The sequence below is a fragment of the Mycobacterium riyadhense genome (genome assembly GCF_963853645.1).
GTDB classification, from domain to species: domain Bacteria; phylum Actinomycetota; class Actinomycetes; order Mycobacteriales; family Mycobacteriaceae; genus Mycobacterium; species Mycobacterium riyadhense.
The window spans coordinates 3,024,147-3,040,110 of record NZ_OY970456.1; the positions used below are offsets into that span (position 1 = coordinate 3,024,147).

At 64.1% G+C, this 15,964-nt stretch carries 15 protein-coding genes; 14 read left to right on the forward strand and 1 reads right to left on the reverse strand.

Translation table 11 applies throughout. The features are described 5' to 3' along the window. Nucleotides 1-46 precede the first annotated feature (46 nt). The 5 genes from AADZ78_RS13525 to AADZ78_RS13545 all read left to right on the forward strand — a co-directional run bounded on the left by AADZ78_RS13525 (nucleotide 47) and on the right by AADZ78_RS13545 (nucleotide 4,726). A complete protein-coding gene (locus tag AADZ78_RS13525; protein WP_204903403.1) occupies nucleotides 47-1,003 on the forward strand; it encodes a sterol desaturase family protein in 957 nt (318 codons plus the stop codon). 102 nt (nucleotides 1,004-1,105) lie between these two features. Beyond that, nucleotides 1,106-1,786, forward strand: a complete 681-nt coding sequence (locus AADZ78_RS13530) for a hypothetical protein (RefSeq protein ID WP_139828545.1) — start codon at nucleotides 1,106-1,108, stop codon at nucleotides 1,784-1,786. Nucleotides 1,787-1,879: 93 nt separating this feature from the next. Beyond that, nucleotides 1,880-2,566, forward strand: coding sequence for a TetR/AcrR family transcriptional regulator (locus AADZ78_RS13535; RefSeq protein WP_085249342.1), 687 nt, complete (start codon nucleotides 1,880-1,882; stop codon nucleotides 2,564-2,566). 104 nt (nucleotides 2,567-2,670) lie between these two features. Further along, the gene (locus AADZ78_RS13540) at nucleotides 2,671-3,171 is read left to right on the forward strand and encodes a VOC family protein (protein WP_085249343.1); all 501 of its coding nucleotides are present in this window, start codon (nucleotides 2,671-2,673) and stop codon (nucleotides 3,169-3,171) included. An 82-nt stretch (nucleotides 3,172-3,253) separates the two neighbouring features. Next, nucleotides 3,254-4,726 carry an FAD-binding protein gene (locus AADZ78_RS13545; protein ID WP_085249344.1) on the forward strand — a complete coding sequence of 491 codons (1,473 nt, stop codon included), beginning with the start codon at nucleotides 3,254-3,256 and terminating at the stop codon, nucleotides 4,724-4,726. Nucleotides 4,727-4,745: 19 nt separating this feature from the next. On the opposite strand, the gene AADZ78_RS13550 is transcribed toward AADZ78_RS13545, so the two are convergent. Continuing rightward, nucleotides 4,746-6,665, reverse strand: a complete 1,920-nt coding sequence (locus AADZ78_RS13550) for an ABC transporter ATP-binding protein/permease (RefSeq protein ID WP_085249345.1) — start codon at nucleotides 6,663-6,665, stop codon at nucleotides 4,746-4,748. A gap of 101 nt (nucleotides 6,666-6,766) precedes the next feature. Between AADZ78_RS13550 and AADZ78_RS13555 the strand changes: the two genes are divergently transcribed. The 9 genes from AADZ78_RS13555 to AADZ78_RS13595 all read left to right on the forward strand — a co-directional run bounded on the left by AADZ78_RS13555 (nucleotide 6,767) and on the right by AADZ78_RS13595 (nucleotide 15,925). Beyond that, entirely contained in the window at nucleotides 6,767-8,410 is a 1,644-nt protein-coding gene (locus tag AADZ78_RS13555; protein ID WP_139828555.1) for an acetolactate synthase, read from the forward strand. A gap of 99 nt (nucleotides 8,411-8,509) precedes the next feature. Next, nucleotides 8,510-10,846, forward strand: coding sequence for an accessory Sec system translocase SecA2 (gene secA2 / locus AADZ78_RS13560; protein WP_085249347.1), 2,337 nt, complete (start codon nucleotides 8,510-8,512; stop codon nucleotides 10,844-10,846). 258 nt (nucleotides 10,847-11,104) lie between these two features. Further along, nucleotides 11,105-11,734, forward strand: a complete 630-nt coding sequence (locus tag AADZ78_RS13565; RefSeq protein WP_085249348.1) for a CDP-alcohol phosphatidyltransferase family protein — start codon at nucleotides 11,105-11,107, stop codon at nucleotides 11,732-11,734. Continuing rightward, nucleotides 11,727-12,650, forward strand: a complete 924-nt coding sequence (locus tag AADZ78_RS13570) for a DUF881 domain-containing protein (protein ID WP_085249434.1) — start codon at nucleotides 11,727-11,729, stop codon at nucleotides 12,648-12,650. Before AADZ78_RS13565 ends, AADZ78_RS13570 begins: the two co-directional genes overlap by 8 nt. Nucleotides 12,651-12,681: 31 nt before the next feature. Next, entirely contained in the window at nucleotides 12,682-13,014 is a 333-nt protein-coding gene (locus tag AADZ78_RS13575; RefSeq protein ID WP_085158732.1) for a small basic family protein, read from the forward strand. Nucleotides 13,015-13,111: 97 nt separating this feature from the next. Further along, on the forward strand, nucleotides 13,112-13,993 hold the full coding sequence (locus tag AADZ78_RS13580; protein ID WP_085249349.1) for a DUF881 domain-containing protein: 882 nt from the start codon (nucleotides 13,112-13,114) through the stop codon (nucleotides 13,991-13,993). A 26-nt stretch (nucleotides 13,994-14,019) separates the two neighbouring features. After that, a complete protein-coding gene (gene gcvH / locus AADZ78_RS13585; protein ID WP_085249435.1) occupies nucleotides 14,020-14,424 on the forward strand; it encodes a glycine cleavage system protein GcvH in 405 nt (134 codons plus the stop codon). Nucleotides 14,425-14,696: 272 nt separating this feature from the next. Next, nucleotides 14,697-15,185 (forward strand): glycogen accumulation regulator GarA, encoded by a 489-nt coding sequence (gene garA, locus AADZ78_RS13590; RefSeq protein ID WP_085249350.1) that lies wholly within the window; start codon nucleotides 14,697-14,699, stop codon nucleotides 15,183-15,185. Next, a complete protein-coding gene (locus tag AADZ78_RS13595) occupies nucleotides 15,182-15,925 on the forward strand; it encodes a MerR family transcriptional regulator (protein ID WP_085249351.1) in 744 nt (247 codons plus the stop codon). Before garA ends, AADZ78_RS13595 begins: the two co-directional genes overlap by 4 nt. The last annotated feature ends 39 nt before the right edge of the window (nucleotides 15,926-15,964 follow it).

The following is a 15,964-nucleotide window of genomic DNA, read 5'->3' on the forward strand; positions in this document are numbered from 1 at the left end:
GACCGATGGTCACCTTCCGGGCACCGGGAGTCGTAATCTGTTTGATGTGGATTTCTTAGCAGGGTTCTGGTCCGCGCTGCCCCCGCTAATGCGGGACCCGGTGTTGTTCGCCATCCCGTTTTTCCTGCTGCTGCTGACTCTCGAGTGGATGGCGGCGCGTAAGCTGGAACGCTTCGAGACCCTGGAAACCGATGCCAACACCGGCCAACCGCGGCCGGCGTCGGGGGCATACTTGACCCGCGACTCCATGGCGAGCATCTCGATGGGCCTGGTGTCGATCGCCAGCACCGCCGGCTGGAAGACGCTGGCCCTGCTCGGTTATGCCGCACTCTATGCCTATGTAGCGCCCTGGCACCTGCCGGCGAGCCAGTGGTACACGTGGGTCATCGCCATCCTGGGCGTCGACTTGCTCTATTACACCTATCACCGCATCGCCCACCGGGTTCGGCTCATCTGGGCGACTCACCAGGCCCATCACTCCAGTGAGTACTTCAACTTCGCCACCGCCTTGCGTCAGAAGTGGAACAACAGCGGGGAGGTCCTGCTGTGGGTTCCGTTGCCGCTGCTAGGGCTTCCGCCCTGGATGGTGTTCTTCAGCTGGTCGTTGAATCTGATCTATCAGTTCTGGGTGCACACCGAACGGATCGACAAGCTACCGCGGCCGTTCGAATTCGTCTTCAACACGCCCTCACATCACCGGGTTCACCACGGGATGGACAAGGTGTACCTCGACAAGAACTACGGCGGCATCTTCATCATCTGGGACCGGCTTTTCGGCAGCTTCCAGGCGGAGTCGTTCCGACCGCACTACGGCCTGACCAAGCGGGTCGACACTTTCAACATCTGGAAACTGCAAACCCGCGAATACGCGGCGATTGCCCGCGATTGGCGGTCGGCAACACGGCTGCGGGATCGGTTGGGCTTCGTCTTCGGACCGCCGGGCTGGGAGCCGCGTGCCGTCGCTAGAACCCGTGATGCGGTCCCGGCGGCAACGTCGCGGTAACGCTGGGCGAGCCCCGGGCGAAAAGCTCAGCGTCGGCAAAGTTACGCCGTCACCTCAACCTGTGGACGGCGCCATGCCGGCCTTGACGGATCGGAGTTCATAGTGCGCCGCCTGGCACTGCGCGCATTGACCGCATCGGTTGCAGTCGCGGCTCTGGCCTCGGGGTATTCATCCCCAACCGCCGGCGCCGACCCGATATTGGTGTTTCCCGGCATGGAGATCCACCAGGACAGCCACGTCTGCACTTTGGCCTATGTCGACCCGGGTCTGCGAATGGCGTATACCGCCGGGCATTGTCGGGGAGCAGGAACCGTCACCGACAGGGACAACAATGTCATTGGCCATCTCGCGGCCTTCCGGGACAGCACACCCAGCGGCTCGACCGTGGCCACCGACGAGCCGATCGACGACTACGAGGCCATTGCGTTGGCCGACAACGTCGCGATGAACAACATCCTGCCGGGCGGACGTGCCTTGATATCGAGTCCTGGTGCGGTCCTGGCGCCCGGCCAACCGGTCTGCCATTTCGGCATCAGCACCGGTGAAACCTGCGGGACCGTCGATGCGGTCAACAACGGGTGGTTCACCATGACGGGTGGCGTTGCCAGCCAGAAGGGTGATTCGGGCGGCCCGGTATATCTGGCTCCGAACGGGGGCCCGGGGCAGATCGTCGGGATCTTCAACAGCGTCTGGGGGGACTTTCCCGCGGCGGTGTCATGGCAGTCCGCCACTGAGCAGGCTCGTCAGGATCTCGGCGCGGCTGGCGCGGCGGCCAGACACTAGGGCGCTGCGTTCCCCAGCCTGAACACGGGGATTCGTGCTTCTCCTTGTCCTAAATGCAAGAGCGGTGTTCTCGTACATGTAAGACTTGGCGGCGTGGGCAAACGCCAGGAATCGCGGGAACACATCGAGGCGAAGATCATCGAACTCGGTCGCCGCCACCTGGAGGATCACGGCGCAGCAGGCCTATCGCTGCGTGCGATTGCCCGCGATTTGGGCATGGTGTCGTCGGCCGTGTATCGGTACGTATCTAGCCGTGACGAGCTGCTGACCTTGCTGCTGGTCGACGGTTACGCGGACCTGGGCGACGCCGTGGATCAGGCGCGCGAGGACACCGTTACCGAGTTGTGGAGCGATGACGTCACGGCCATCGCGCGTTCGGTACGGCGATGGGCGGTCGCACACCCGGCGCGTTGGGCGCTGCTCTACGGCAGTCCCGTGCCCGGATATCGCGCACCGCCCGAGCGCACCCTCGGCGTTGGCACCCGCGTGGTCGGAGCGCTCTTCGACGCGATCGCCGCTGGCATTGCAACCGGCGACATCATGTTGACCGATTACCAAGCGCGGCAACCGATGTCATCGGACTTCGAACGCATACGGCACGACTTCGGGTTTCCCGGTGATGATCGCGTCGTCGCCAAGTGTCTGCTGCTCTGGGCCGGTGTCGTCGGCGCGATCAGTCTCGAGGTATTTGGGCAGTACGGCGCCGAGACGTCGACCGACCCTGAGGCGGTTTTCGACGCTCAGGTGCGGCTGCTGGTGGGCGTGCTCAGTCAGCATTGAAACGCCCCCAACATGGCCGTGCCAACCAGAATTAGAACGTGTTCATCATGCGTCCGGAGATCGGACATCGCCGATTATGGCAAAGTGCGTTATTCTGCGACACGATGAACTTTTCCGTTCAGTCTCCGACACAGATCGCATGGGTAACTACGGACCTGGACGCCACCGAAACGACCCTCACCGGCCTGTTAGGTGCCAAAAAGTGGGTGCGGATACCTGATGTGCACTTTGCTCCAGACGCCTGCAGCTATCAGGGCAAGCCCGCCGATTTCGTCGCCAGCGTCTCGTTGAGCTATCTCGGGGACATGCAGTTGGAGCTGATCTGTCCGGTTAGCGGGCAGAATATCTATAGTGACTTTCTGCGGGAGCGTGGTCCCGGTTTGCATCACATCTGCGTGGAGGCTTCAAGCCTGGAGAGCTTCGACGCCGCGGTGGCCCGAGCCGCCGACCAGGGCGCGGTGACCGTGCAGCAGGGCGTGATGCCCGGTGGCATGCATTTCGCCTATGTGGCGGCGCCGCAGGCGGGCGTGCCCTATATCGAGATTGCGTATCTCTCACCGGAGATCAGATCGTTCTACGAGTACATAAAACGGGAGCAGCGGTGAGCCGCGCCGACGACGATGCGGTGGGGGCACCCCCAGCCGCGCAGCGGCGAAGGGGACGTAGCGACGAGGGGGAGTGGCGCCAATGAGTACCGAGATACCAGCGACGGTCAATGCGGACGCGGTGACCTCCTGGTCGGACGAGGTCGACGTCGTCGTGATCGGTTTCGGCATCGGTGGCGGCTGCGCGGCCGTCAGCGCTGCCGCCGCCGGGGCACGGGTCTTGGTCCTGGAACGTGCCGCAGCGGCGGGCGGCACCACGTCGCTCGCCGGCGGGCACTTCTATCTGGGCGGCGGGACCGCGGTCCAGCAGGCGACCTGCAACCCCGACTCGCCCGAGGAGATGTACAAGTACCTGGTCGCGGTGTCACGACAACCCGATCACGCCAAGATTCGTGCCTATTGCGATGGCAGTGTCGAGCATTTCAATTGGCTGGAGGACCTTGGCTTCCAGTTCGAGCGCAGCTTCTTCCCGGGCAAGGCGGTGATCCAACCCAACACCGAAGGGCTGATGTACACCGGAAACGAGAAGGTGTGGCCATTCCTCGAAATGGCGGTTCCGGCGCCCCGCGGTCACAAGGTGCCCGTCCCCGGCGACACCGGCGGGGCCAGCATGGTGATCGACCTGCTCCTCAAGCGAGCCGCAAGCCTGGGCGTACAGGTCCGTTACGAAACCGGCGCCACCGAACTCATCGTGGACGGCTCGGGCCCGGGGTCCCGTGTGACCGGTGTGATGTGGAAGCGGTTCTCCGAAACCGGTGCGGTCAAAGCAAAGTCGGTCATCATCGCCGCCGGGGGCTTCGTCATGAACCCCGACATGGTCGCCAAGTACACCCCGAAGCTGGCCGAGAAGCCGTTCGTGCTCGGCAACACCTACGACGACGGGCTTGGCATTCGAATGGGCGTCTCGGCGGGCGGGGCCACCCAGCATCTGGATCAGATCTTCATTACGGCCCCGCCGTATCCGCCGTCGATTCTGCTTACCGGGATTATCGTCAACAAGCTTGGGCAACGGTTTGTCGCCGAGGACTCCTACCATTCCAGGACCGCGGGATTCATCATGGACCAGCCAGACAGCGCGGCCTTTCTCATCGTTGACGAGGCACACCTGGAACACCCCAAGATGCCGCTGGTCCCGCTGATCGACGGGTGGGAAACCGTCGATGAGATGGAAGCTGCGCTTGGCATCCCGCGGGGAAACCTGGTCGCGACGCTGGAGCGTTACAACAGCTACGCCGCGCGTGGCGAGGATCCAGACTTCCACAAGCAGCCGGAATTCCTTGCGCCGCAAGACAACGGGCCATGGGGAGCCTTCGATATGTCGCTGGGCAAGGCGATGTATGCCGGGTTCACCGTCGGCGGGTTGGCCACGTCAGTGGAAGGTGAGGTCCTGCGTGACGACGGCTCGGTGGTGTCCGGTTTGTACGCGGTCGGCGCGTGTGCCTCCAACATCGCTCAGGACGGCAAGGGCTACGCCAGCGGCACGCAGCTGGGTGAAGGGTCGTTCTTCGGGCGCCGGGCCGGAGCGCACGCGGCAGCCGCGGCGCACGCGCGGTAAAGCCCGAGTGCAGGGGCCGCTACACCGGCGCGGGCTCGTTCTCCACCCGGCCCAGCTCCCACGCACCGCCACCAAGCAGCTTGAGTTCCTGTTCATGGAGCAGCTCAACCGCACGCCGATGGCTGACACTGACCACGATGCAGTCCGGGAGTTCGCTGCGCAGCATCTGGTAGAGCGCGAATTCCAGCCCTTCGTCGAGCGCCGACGTGCTTTCGTCGAGAAAGACCGCCTGCGGTTTGGTGAGCAAGATACGGGCAAAGGCAACACGCTGTTGTTCGCCGGGCGAGAGCACCTTGGCCCAGTCCTGTTCTTCGTCCAGCCGCTCAGCTAGGGGCGCCAGCGCGACCTTTGTCAGCGTGTCCCTGATGACCTCTTCGGAGATGTCGTCCGGCGAATTCGGATAGCACACCACCGCGCGCAAATTGCCCAGCGGCACATACGGCAACTGTGACAAGAACATCGTTGCGTTCTCGCCGTCGGGGCAGCGCAATATCCCGGAGGCAAACGGCCATAATTCGGCAAGGCTGCGCAACAGCGTGGTCTTGCCGACCCCCGAACGTCCGGTAACGACGAGCGAATCGCCACGTTCCAGGCGCAAGTCCAGCGGGTCGATCAGTGCGTCACCGCTCGGCGTGCGTACTTCGACGTGGTTGAGTTCGACGGCCCCGTCCTCACTCGGCCGCGCCAGCACCGCCGGCAGTGCGCGGCCCTGTTCATTGGCGTCGACCAACCCGTGCAACCGGATGATGGCCGCGCGGAAACCCGCGAACGCGTCGTAGTTGTTGCGGAAGAACGACAGCGAATCGTGAATATTTCCGAATGAAGTCGCCGTCTGGCCAACGTCACCGAAGTCGATCTGGCCCGCGAACAACCGAGGTGCCTGGATCACCCATGGCAACGGCACGATCGTCTGGCTCACCACCAGGTTCCAGCCATTGAAGCCGATGCTTCGATTAACAAACCGAAGGTAGTTGTCAATGATAGGAGTGAACCGGCGCTGCAATTGGGTGCGTTCGACGCGCTCACCACGGTAGAAGCCAACGGCTTCGGCGGCATCGCGCAAGCGAACCAGTGCGTAACGGAAAGCGGCGTTGAGCTTTTCGTTGCGAAAGCTCAGCCAGATCAACGGACGACCGATGATAAACGAGATGATCGTGGCCGCGAGCACATAAACGATGACGGTCCAGAACATGGCACGCGGGAAAGACACCCCGAAAACATTCAGGGTGCCGGAGAGCTTCCATAAGATCGCCGTAAAGGAAATTACCGAAATAATCGATTGCACAGCACCGAATAACAGCGTGCTAGCCGTCCCGTTCGCGGGCTGGTTCGGCGTGCCCCCGCTCCCGGCGGTGAAGATGTCGACGTCTTGCTGGATGCGCTGATCGGGGTTGTCGATCGTTTCGTCGATGAACAGGTCCCGGTAATAGGCCCTGCCGTCGAGCCAGTCCTGGGTCAAGTGGCCGGTCAGCCACACCCGCCAGGCGACGATGAAGCGCTGCGTCAAGTAGATGTCGGCCATCACCCGCGCCACGTGCAGCACGGCCATGATGCTGAACACTCCGATGGACATCCAAAAACCGCGTACGCCTGAGCGTTTGACAGCTTCATCGCCGGAGGCGATGCCTTCGAAGGCTTTCTGCAAAGCCGTGTACATGTCATTGCCCTGATAGCTGAACAGCACGTTCAGGCGCACCGCCAGCACCACCGAAAGCAACAGCACGCCGAGCATCAGCCACACCCGAATGCTCGTTGTCCCGACGAAATACCCACGGGTGATCCGCCAGTATTGCTGGCCCCAGGGTGTCAAGTAACGCAGCAGAACCAGCACGACGAGTACACAGACGGCACTGATCGCCCAGGCTTTGCCGGTCCAATACAAAGAATCCAGGAGTGCCCTAGACCAGTCGATGGATGGCTTGAACGGTTTCGGGCCCAAGGTCGGTGTCTCCTCACAGGCGAGGTGTTCCGGTGCTGGAACAGAAATCCTTCGGCGAAGGTACCCGACTGCGGTGGATAGGCTCTCCAAATATGAGGGATATCCGCACCGAAGCCGCCCCCGCGCAGACGATTCATGCCGGCCAGCTCGTCGCGCGCCGACTCAAAGCCAGTGGTATCGACACGATCTTCACGCTGTCCGGGGGCCATCTGTTTTCCATCTACGACGGCTGCCGCCAAGAAGGCATCCGGCTGATCGACACCCGACACGAGCAGACGGCGGCCTTCGCCGCCGAGGGCTGGTCGAAGGTGACCAGGGTGCCGGGCGTCGCCGCACTCACCGCAGGTCCTGGGGTTACCAACGGGATGAGCGCCATGGCCGCCGCACAGCAGAACCAGTCGCCGCTTGTCGTGCTTGGCGGACGGGCGCCGGCGCTGCGCTGGGGCATGGGCTCCCTGCAGGAAATCGACCACGTGCCGTTCGTGGCGCCGCTGACGCGGTTCGCCGCCACGGCACAATCAGCCGACGACGCGGGCCGGCTTGTCGACGAAGCACTGCGGTCGGCGATGGGTGCTCCGTCGGGCGTGGCGTTTGTCGACTTCCCGATGGACCACGTGTTTTCGATGTCGGACGACGACGGGCGCCCAGGAGCTCTGGCCGAATTGCCCGCAGCGACGAGCCCGGACAACGCCGATCTCGACCGGGCCGCCGCCCTGCTTTCGACGGCTCAGCGGCCGGTGATCATGGCGGGAACCAATGTCTGGTGGGGACACGCCGAAGCGGCGCTGCTGCGTCTTGCCGATGCGCTGCAAATCCCGGTGCTGATGAATGGAATGGCCCGTGGCGCAGTACCCGCCGACCATCCGTTGGCCTTCTCGCGGGCGCGATCAAAAGCATTGGGAGAGGCGGACGTTGCGCTGATTGTCGGCGTGCCCATGGATTTCCGCTTGGGCTTTGGTGGGGTATTCGGGTCGGATACCCAGCTCATCGTCGCAGACCGCGCCGAACCAGACCGCGAGCATCCGCGCCCCGTTGCGGCTCGGCTCTATGGGACCCTCACCGCGATCCTGTCGGCGCTGGCCCTACCCGGCGGAAGCGACCGTCGGGACTGGATTGACGAGCTTCGTACCGCAGAGACCGCCGCGCGCGATCTCGAGAAGGCCGAACTCGCCGATGACCGGGTTCCGCTTCATCCGATGCGGGTATATGCCGAGCTGGCCTCGCTGCTGGACCGCGACGCCGTCGTCGTCATCGACGCGGGCGATTTCGGGTCTTATGCCGGCCGCATGATCGACAGCTACCTGCCGGGCTGCTGGTTGGACAGCGGTCCCTTCGGCTGCCTTGGTTCGGGTCCCGGCTACGCCCTGGCCGCGAAACTGGCCCACCCCGAACGCCAAGTCGTGCTGCTGCAAGGCGACGGTGCATTCGGGTTCAGCGGCATGGAATGGGACACGCTGGTTCGCCACAACATTCAGGTCGTGTCGGTGGTCGGCAACAACGGCATTTGGGGTTTGGAAAAACATCCCATGGAGGCGTTGTACGGCTACTCGGTCGTGGCGGAGCTGCGGCCGGGAACGCGCTACGACGACGTGGTACGCGCCCTCGGCGGTCACGGCGAGCTGGTGTCGGCGCCCGCCGAGCTGCGCCCGGCACTGGACCGTGCCTTCGCCAGTGGTCTTCCGGCCGTCGTCAACGTCCTTACCGACCCAACGATTGCCTACCCGCGTCGATCCAACCTGGCTTGAAAGCCCAGCGGCGAAGGTGCGCAGTCGTACGTCAGTGCTCGGCGTGTCGAGGGCAAACATGCACGCTCGCGCCGGTTGGGGGTCGCGTACGGTGGGGCTGTGCCTAAGACGATACGCGCTCAACCAGGCCGTCTGAGCAGCCGATTCTGGCGGCTGCTCGGCGCCAGTACGGAAAAGGACCGCAACCGTTCCCTGGCCGAGGTCGCCGCTTCGGAGGAGTTCGACGAAAAGGCCGCCGAACTCGACGACGAGAAGCTGCGCAAGGCGGCCGGCCTGCTCAACCTCGACGACCTCGCGGACTCCGACGACATCCCGCAATTCCTGGCGATCGCTCGGGAGGCCGCGGAACGAACGACCGGGCTGCGACCATTCGACGTGCAATTGCTGGGCGCGCTGCGAATGCTTGCCGGTGACGTGATCGAGATGGCCACCGGTGAGGGCAAAACCCTTGCCGGCGCGATCGCGGCCGCCGGCTACGCATTGGGCGGACGGCACGTGCACGTGGTGACCATCAACGACTACCTGGCCCGCCGTGACGCGGAGTGGATGGGCCCGCTGCTCGAGGCGATGGGCCTCAGCGTCGGCTGGATCACCGCCGAGTCGACAAGAGCGGAGCGCAAAGCCGCATACGACTGCGACGTCACCTATGCCTCGGTCAATGAGATCGGGTTCGATGTGCTGCGCGATCAGCTGGTGACCGACGTCGACGACCTGGTATCGCCCAACCCGGACGTGGCCCTCATCGACGAGGCCGACTCCGTGCTGGTCGACGAAGCCCTGGTACCCCTGGTACTCGCGGGCACCACGCACCGGGAAACGCCCCGGCTAGAGATCATCGAGCTGGTCGGTGAGCTTGTTGCCGACAACGACGCCGACGAGTACTTTGCCACCGACTCGGACAACCGCAACGTCCACCTCACCGAGGTGGGTGCCCGCAAGGTCGAAAAGGCGCTGGGCGGCATCGACCTGTATTCCGAAGAGCACGTCGGCACCACGCTGACCGAGGTCAACGTCGCCCTGCACGCGCATGTGCTGCTGCAGCGCGACGTGCACTACATCGTCCGCGACGACGCGGTGCATCTGATCAACGCCTCGCGCGGCCGCATCGCGCAACTGCAGCGCTGGCCGGACGGCCTGCAGGCCGCCGTTGAGGCGAAAGAAGGCATCGAGACCACCGAAACCGGTGAGGTGCTCGACACCATCACGGTGCAGGCACTGATCAACCGCTACACAACCGTGTGTGGCATGACGGGCACCGCGCTGGCCGCCGGAGAGCAGTTGCGCCAGTTTTACAAACTGGGGGTCTCACCAATACCGCCGAACACCCCCAACATCCGCGAGGACGAGTCCGATCGGGTCTACATCACCGCCGCCGCCAAGAACGACGCGATCGTCGCGCACATCGCCGAGGTGCACGAGACCGGGCAGCCGGTGCTGGTCGGCACCCGCGACGTCGCCGAATCCGAGGAACTGCACGAGCGGCTGCTGCGGCGTGGCGTTCCCGCGGTGGTGCTCAACGCCAAGAACGACGCCGAGGAAGCCCGGGTAATCGCCGAGGCCGGCAAGTACGACGCGGTCACGGTGTCCACCCAGATGGCCGGGCGTGGCACCGACATTCGTCTCGGCGGATCCGACGAGGCCGATCACGACCGGGTCGCCGAACTGGGCGGTCTGCACGTGGTGGGCACCGGCCGGCATCACACCGAGCGACTGGACAATCAGTTGCGCGGCCGGGCCGGACGCCAGGGCGATCCGGGGTCGTCGGTGTTCTTCTCCAGTTGGGAAGATGACGTCGTTGCCGCCAACCTGGACAGTAACAAGCTGCCAGCGCATACCGATGAGGACGGCCGGATCGTGAGCCCCAAGGCCGCCGGGCTGCTCGACCATGCCCAGCGTGTCGCTGAGGGCCGGATGCTGGATGTGCACGCGAACACCTGGCGCTACAACCAATTGATTGCCCAGCAGCGCGCCATCATCGTTGACCGGCGAAACACATTGCTGCGCACCGCAACCGCTCGCGAGGAACTCGCCGACCTGGCGCCGAAGCGGTATGAAGAGCTATCGGAAGATCTGTCCGAAGAGCGGCTGGGCAAGATCTGCCGTCTGATCATGCTGTACCACCTCGACCGCGGCTGGGCCGATCACCTGGCGTATCTGGCCGACATTCGCGAAAGCATCCATTTGCGCGCGCTGGGCCGGCAGAACCCCCTCGACGAGTTCCACCGGCTGGCCGTCGACGCGTTCGCGTCGCTCGCCGCCGATGCGATCGAGGCTGCTCAGCAGACGTTCGAAACCGCGAATGTTCTCGAAGAGGAGCAGGGGCTGGACCTGTCCAAGCTGGCGCGCCCGACGTCGACGTGGACCTACATGGTCAACGACAATCCGCTGTCCGATGACACGCTGTCCACGCTGAGCCTGCCTGGCGTGTTCCGTTAAGGCTGGCCGCCGCCCACCAGTCGCCGAGCGTAACGCCACGGCGAAAAATCTAGCCGGAAAGCGCCGTGGCGTTACGCTCGCCTCTAACGCGTCCTCGGTCCGCCGTGCGGACCGCATCGTCGCCGGGCTCGGCCCGATTGCCCGCCTCCTCCTCGGTCCGCCGTGCGGACCGCATCGTCGCCGGGCTCGGCCCGATTGCCCGCCTCCTCCTCGGTCCGCCGTGCGGACCGCATCGTCGCCGGGCTAAGGTCACGGCTCATGGAGCCGGTGCTCAGACAGACCCGGGTGCTGACGGTGCCCAACGCGCTGAGCCTCATCCGCTTGGCGCTCATCCCGGTATTCGTCTACGTAATGCTGGTCGCAAATGTGCATGGCTGGGCGGTGGCGATCCTGGTGTTCAGCGGCTTCTCGGATTGGGCGGACGGCAAGATCGCTCGGCTGCTCAACCAGTCGTCACGGTTGGGCGTGCTGCTGGATCCGGCCGTCGACCGTCTCTACATGGTTACCGTCCCACTCGTGCTGGGACTGAGCGGGATCGTGCCGTGGTGGTTTGTAGTCACGTTGCTGGCGCGCGACGCGTTGCTGGCTGCGACGCTGCCGGTGCTGTGGAGTCGCGGATTGTCGGCGCTTCCGGTGACTTATATCGGCAAGGCCGCGACATTCGCCCTGATGGCCGGCTTTCCGATCCTGTTGTTAGGGCAATGGGATGCGTTGTGGAGCCGAGTGTTCCGAGCCTGCGGTTGGGCGTTTCTACTCTGGGGCATCTATGCCTACCTGTGGGCGTTTGTGCTGTACATAGTGCAGATGACGATGGTGGTGCGTCGGATGCCCAAGATCAAACATCTGGCCCACCAGCCGGTGGTTCAAAAAGCAGATGACCATGGCTGAATCCGACCGGCTGCTCGGCGGCTATGACCCCAACGCCGGCTACGGCGCCCACGCGGCGGCCCGCCCCAAGCACATTCCGGTGCCATCACTACTGCGCGCGCTGCTCTCGGAGCACCTGGATCAAGGTTATGCTGCCGCGGCCGCGAAACGTGGCCGCCCTGCCGCAGCGCAGTCGGTGAGAGCCCGCACGGTCGGCTGGATGTGGCAAGCGTTGGCGGCGACACTGGTCGCGGCGGTGTTTGCCGCCGCGGTCGCACAGGCACGTTCGGTTGCGCCCGGCATGCGGGCCGCCCAGCAGCTTTTGGCGACGAGCGTGCGTTCGACACAGGCCGCTGCAGCCAAGTTGGCCCAAAGCCGTGGCGCGCTTTCAACAAAAGTCGACGAGGTGCAGCGGGCCGCGCTCGCCGACGATGCCGAGGGGCAGCGGCTGCTGACCCGTATCGACGCGCTCACCCTGGCAGCTGCTACCACACCTGTTGTTGGCCCCGGCTTGACGGTGACCGTGACCGACCCCGGTGTCGGCCCGAATCTTTCCGACGCGTCCAAACAGCGTGTGAGTGGCAGCCGGCAAATCATTTTGGACCGTGACCTACAACTGGTCGTCAACTCGTTGTGGGCCAGTGGGGCGGAGGCCATCTCGGTCGACGGCGCCCGGATCGGTCCGAATGTGACCATCCGGCAGGCCGGCGGGGCCATCCTGGTCGACAACAATCCCATCAGTAGCCCCTACACAATCCTCGCTGTCGGGCCGCCGAACGCGATGAAAGATGTGTTCGACAGCAGTCCCGGTCTGCACCGCCTTAGGCTGCTGGAGATCTCGTACGGCGTGGGCGTCACCGTGAACGCGGGCGACGGTCTAGCGCTACCTGCCGGAGCAGTCCGGGATTTCAAGTTCGCCAAACAGATTGGGCCGTAGTGAGACAACTGTGGACGGGAATCCGACAAGCATGATCGGCATCGCGGCGCTCGCCGTTGGCATCGTGCTGGGCTTGGTTTTCCACCCCAGCGTGCCCGAGGTAATCCAGCCCTATTTGCCGATTGCGGTAGTTGCCGCGCTAGACGCGGTATTCGGCGGGTTGCGCGCCTACCTCGAGCGAATCTTTGACCCTAAGGTCTTTGTGGTTTCGTTCGTGTTCAACGTCTTGGTGGCTGCTCTGATCGTCTACGTCGGCGACCAACTCGGCGTCGGCACTCAGCTGTCCACCGCGATCATCGTCGTGCTGGGCATCCGCATCTTCGGTAACACCGCCGCGTTGCGACGCCGGCTATTCGGAGCATGACCGCACCGGCGACGATGCAGAGCAAGGAAGCGATGTGGGGGCACCGCCCGCTTGCGAGGGAGAGGAGCGGCGCCATGACCGAGCCGGTGAGGACAGCATGACCCACGACGCACCAGAACCCGCCCCCGACCCAGCCTCAGCCCAAACTCGTGGTACGCCAACCTCTAAGGCGGGCGCCGCAACAGACGGAACCGTACGGCATGGTCGTCATGAACTACCCGCTAACCATCCGCGTCCGGAGATCGGAGCCCTGCGTCGGATGGGGCCGGCCGCGATGCTGCGCGGCGGTCGCTCGCGTCTGGTGTTTGGCATGCTCGCGATCTTGCTGTGCCTGGTGTTGGGGGTCGCAATCGTCACCCAGGTCCGCCAGACGGAGTCCGGAGATTCTCTGGAAACTGCCCGGCCCGCAGACCTGTTGGTGCTGTTGGATTCCTTGCGGCAACGCGAGGCCACGCTCAACACCGAGGTGACCGAGCTGCAGAACACCCTCAACGCGTTGCAGGCCTCCGGCAACACCGATCAGGCCGCCATCGAAAGCGCCCAGGCCAGGTTGGCGGCGCTGTCCATCCTCGTCGGCACGGTGGGTGCCACCGGACCAGGTGTCACGGTGAAAATCGAGGATCCCGGGCCAGGCGTGGCACCGGAAGCGATGCTCGATGTGATCAACGAGTTGCGCGCCGCCGGTGCCGAGGCGATCGAAATCAACGATGGGCGGCAGTCCGTGCGAGTCGGTGTCGATACCTGGGTGGTTGGCAATCCCGGCTCGCTGACCATCGACACCAAGACCCTTTCGCCGCCGTATTCGATTCTGGCGATTGGCGATCCACCGACGCTTGCTGCGGCGATGAACATTCCCGGTGGTGCGGAAGATAGCGTCAAACGCGTTGGCGGGCGGATGTTTGTGCAGCAGGCAGACCGAGTAGACGTGACCACCTTGCGACAACCAAAACCACACCAATACGCTCAGCCCGTCAAGTGAACAACAGCAACCAGAACAGGAGCACCGTGAGCGATATCCCGCCCGACCTGCACTACACCGCCGAACACGAATGGGTTCGCCGCAGCGGCGCGGATTCCGTGCGGATCGGGATCACCGACTACGCGCAGTCTGCACTTGGTGACGTCGTTTTTGTTCAGTTGCCCGGGTTGGGCACATCGGTAAGCGCCGGCGAAGCGTTTGGCGAAGTGGAATCGACGAAATCTGTCTCAGATCTGTATGCGCCGGTCTCGGGCAAAGTGTCTGCGGTCAACAGCGAACTGGAAGGCAATCCGCAACTGGTGAATTCCGACCCGTACGGCGCTGGTTGGTTGCTGGAGCTCCAGGTCGATAGCTCGGAAGTCACAGCACTGGAGTCTGCGATGGCAACACTGCTTGACGCGGAGGCCTACCGCGGCACATTGACCGAATGACGATTGCTAAGGTCCCGAAGGCGTCGGGGGCGACAAAGGGGGCGCGTGTCAAAGCCCCCCGACAAGGCGGGAGAAGCTTAGGAGAAGCCGGGCTATCGGGCTTACGATCCAGCAGTGGAGGGCACGCGGCCAACCCGTGCGCGGTACGGTCGAGTCATCAGGGTTTGGAAGTACTACTAGGCAGTAAAGAGCAGTACAAGCGGTAAATCCTAGGGGAAGCGGGCCGCAGGGCCCGGTCAGACAACGCCACAGCGGCCAGTGAGGAGCAGCGGGTGACGGACAAGGACGCAGACCGAGAGCAGGACCAGACTTCTGACGAAGTCACCGTGGAGACGACGTCCGTCTTCCGCGCCGACTTCCTCAACGAGCTGGACGCTCCCGCACAGGCCGGTGCCGAGAGCGCGGTATCCGGGGTGGAGGGACTCCCCGCGGGCTCAGCGTTGTTAGTCGTCAAACGGGGTCCCAACGCGGGGTCCCGCTTCCTGCTCGACCAACCCATCACTTCCGCGGGCCGGCATCCCGACAGCGACATCTTCCTCGACGACGTCACAGTAAGCCGTCGTCACGCCGAATTCCGGTTGGAAGGCAACGAGTTCAGCGTCGTTGACGTCGGGAGCCTCAACGGCACCTACGTCAACCGCGAGCCCGTGGATTCCGCGGTGCTCGCAAACGGTGATGAAGTCCAGATCGGCAAGTTCCGCTTGGTGTTCTTGACCGGACCCAAGCAAAGTGACGACGAGGGGGGCACCGGAGGCCAGTGAGCGCACCCGATAGCCCCGGGCTGGCCGGGATGTCGATCGGGGCGGTTTTGGACCTGCTACGACCGGACTTCCCGGATGTCACAATCTCCAAGATTCGATTTCTGGAGGCCGAGGGGTTGGTGACGCCGCAGCGGGCTGCATCGGGGTACCGGAGATTCACCGCGTATGACTGCGCTCGGCTGCGCTTCATCCTCACCGCGCAGCGGGATCATTACCTGCCGCTGAAGGTGATCAGGGCGCAGCTGGAGGCTCAGCCCGACGGGGAGTTGCCGCCATTCGGATCCCCTTACGGTGTACCGCGATTGGTGTCGGTAGCCGACAACGGTACTGATCGCGCAGAATCTGACACCGCAGCCGTGTCGCCCACCCGCGTCCGACTCAGTCGCGAAGACCTGGTGGAGCGTGCAGGAGTTGACGACAACCTCCTCGCGGCCCTGCTCAAAGCCGGCGTCGTTACCCCTGGACCCGGTGGCTTCTTCGACGAACACGCCGTAGTGATCGTCCAGTGCGCGCGGGCGTTGTCCGAATACGGTGTTGAGCCGCGGCATTTGCGCGCCTTTCGGTCTGCGGCCGACCGGCAGTCGGATTTGATCGCCCAGATCGCGGGCCCATTGGTCAAGGCCGATAAGGCAGGCGCCCGTGACCGCGCCGACGACTTGGCCCGTGAGGTCGCCGCGCTTGCCATTACTTTGCATACTTCGTTGATCAAGTCGGCCGTTCGCGACCTTCTTCACCGCTGAGGACTAGACTTCGTTCGACAGCTTGGTGTTCGACGGCAC

Coding starts and splice junctions, on each gene's coding strand:
- AADZ78_RS13540 (WP_085249343.1), top strand. CDS start 2,671: ATGAACTTTTCCGTTCAGTCTCCGACACAGATCGCATGGGTAACTACG.
- AADZ78_RS13545 (WP_085249344.1), top strand. CDS start 3,254: ATGAGTACCGAGATACCAGCGACGGTCAATGCGGACGCGGTGACCTCC.
- AADZ78_RS13565 (WP_085249348.1), top strand. CDS start 11,105: ATGGAGCCGGTGCTCAGACAGACCCGGGTGCTGACGGTGCCCAACGCG.
- AADZ78_RS13570 (WP_085249434.1), top strand. CDS start 11,727: ATGGCTGAATCCGACCGGCTGCTCGGCGGCTATGACCCCAACGCCGGC.
- AADZ78_RS13575 (WP_085158732.1), top strand. CDS start 12,682: ATGATCGGCATCGCGGCGCTCGCCGTTGGCATCGTGCTGGGCTTGGTT.
- AADZ78_RS13580 (WP_085249349.1), top strand. CDS start 13,112: ATGACCCACGACGCACCAGAACCCGCCCCCGACCCAGCCTCAGCCCAA.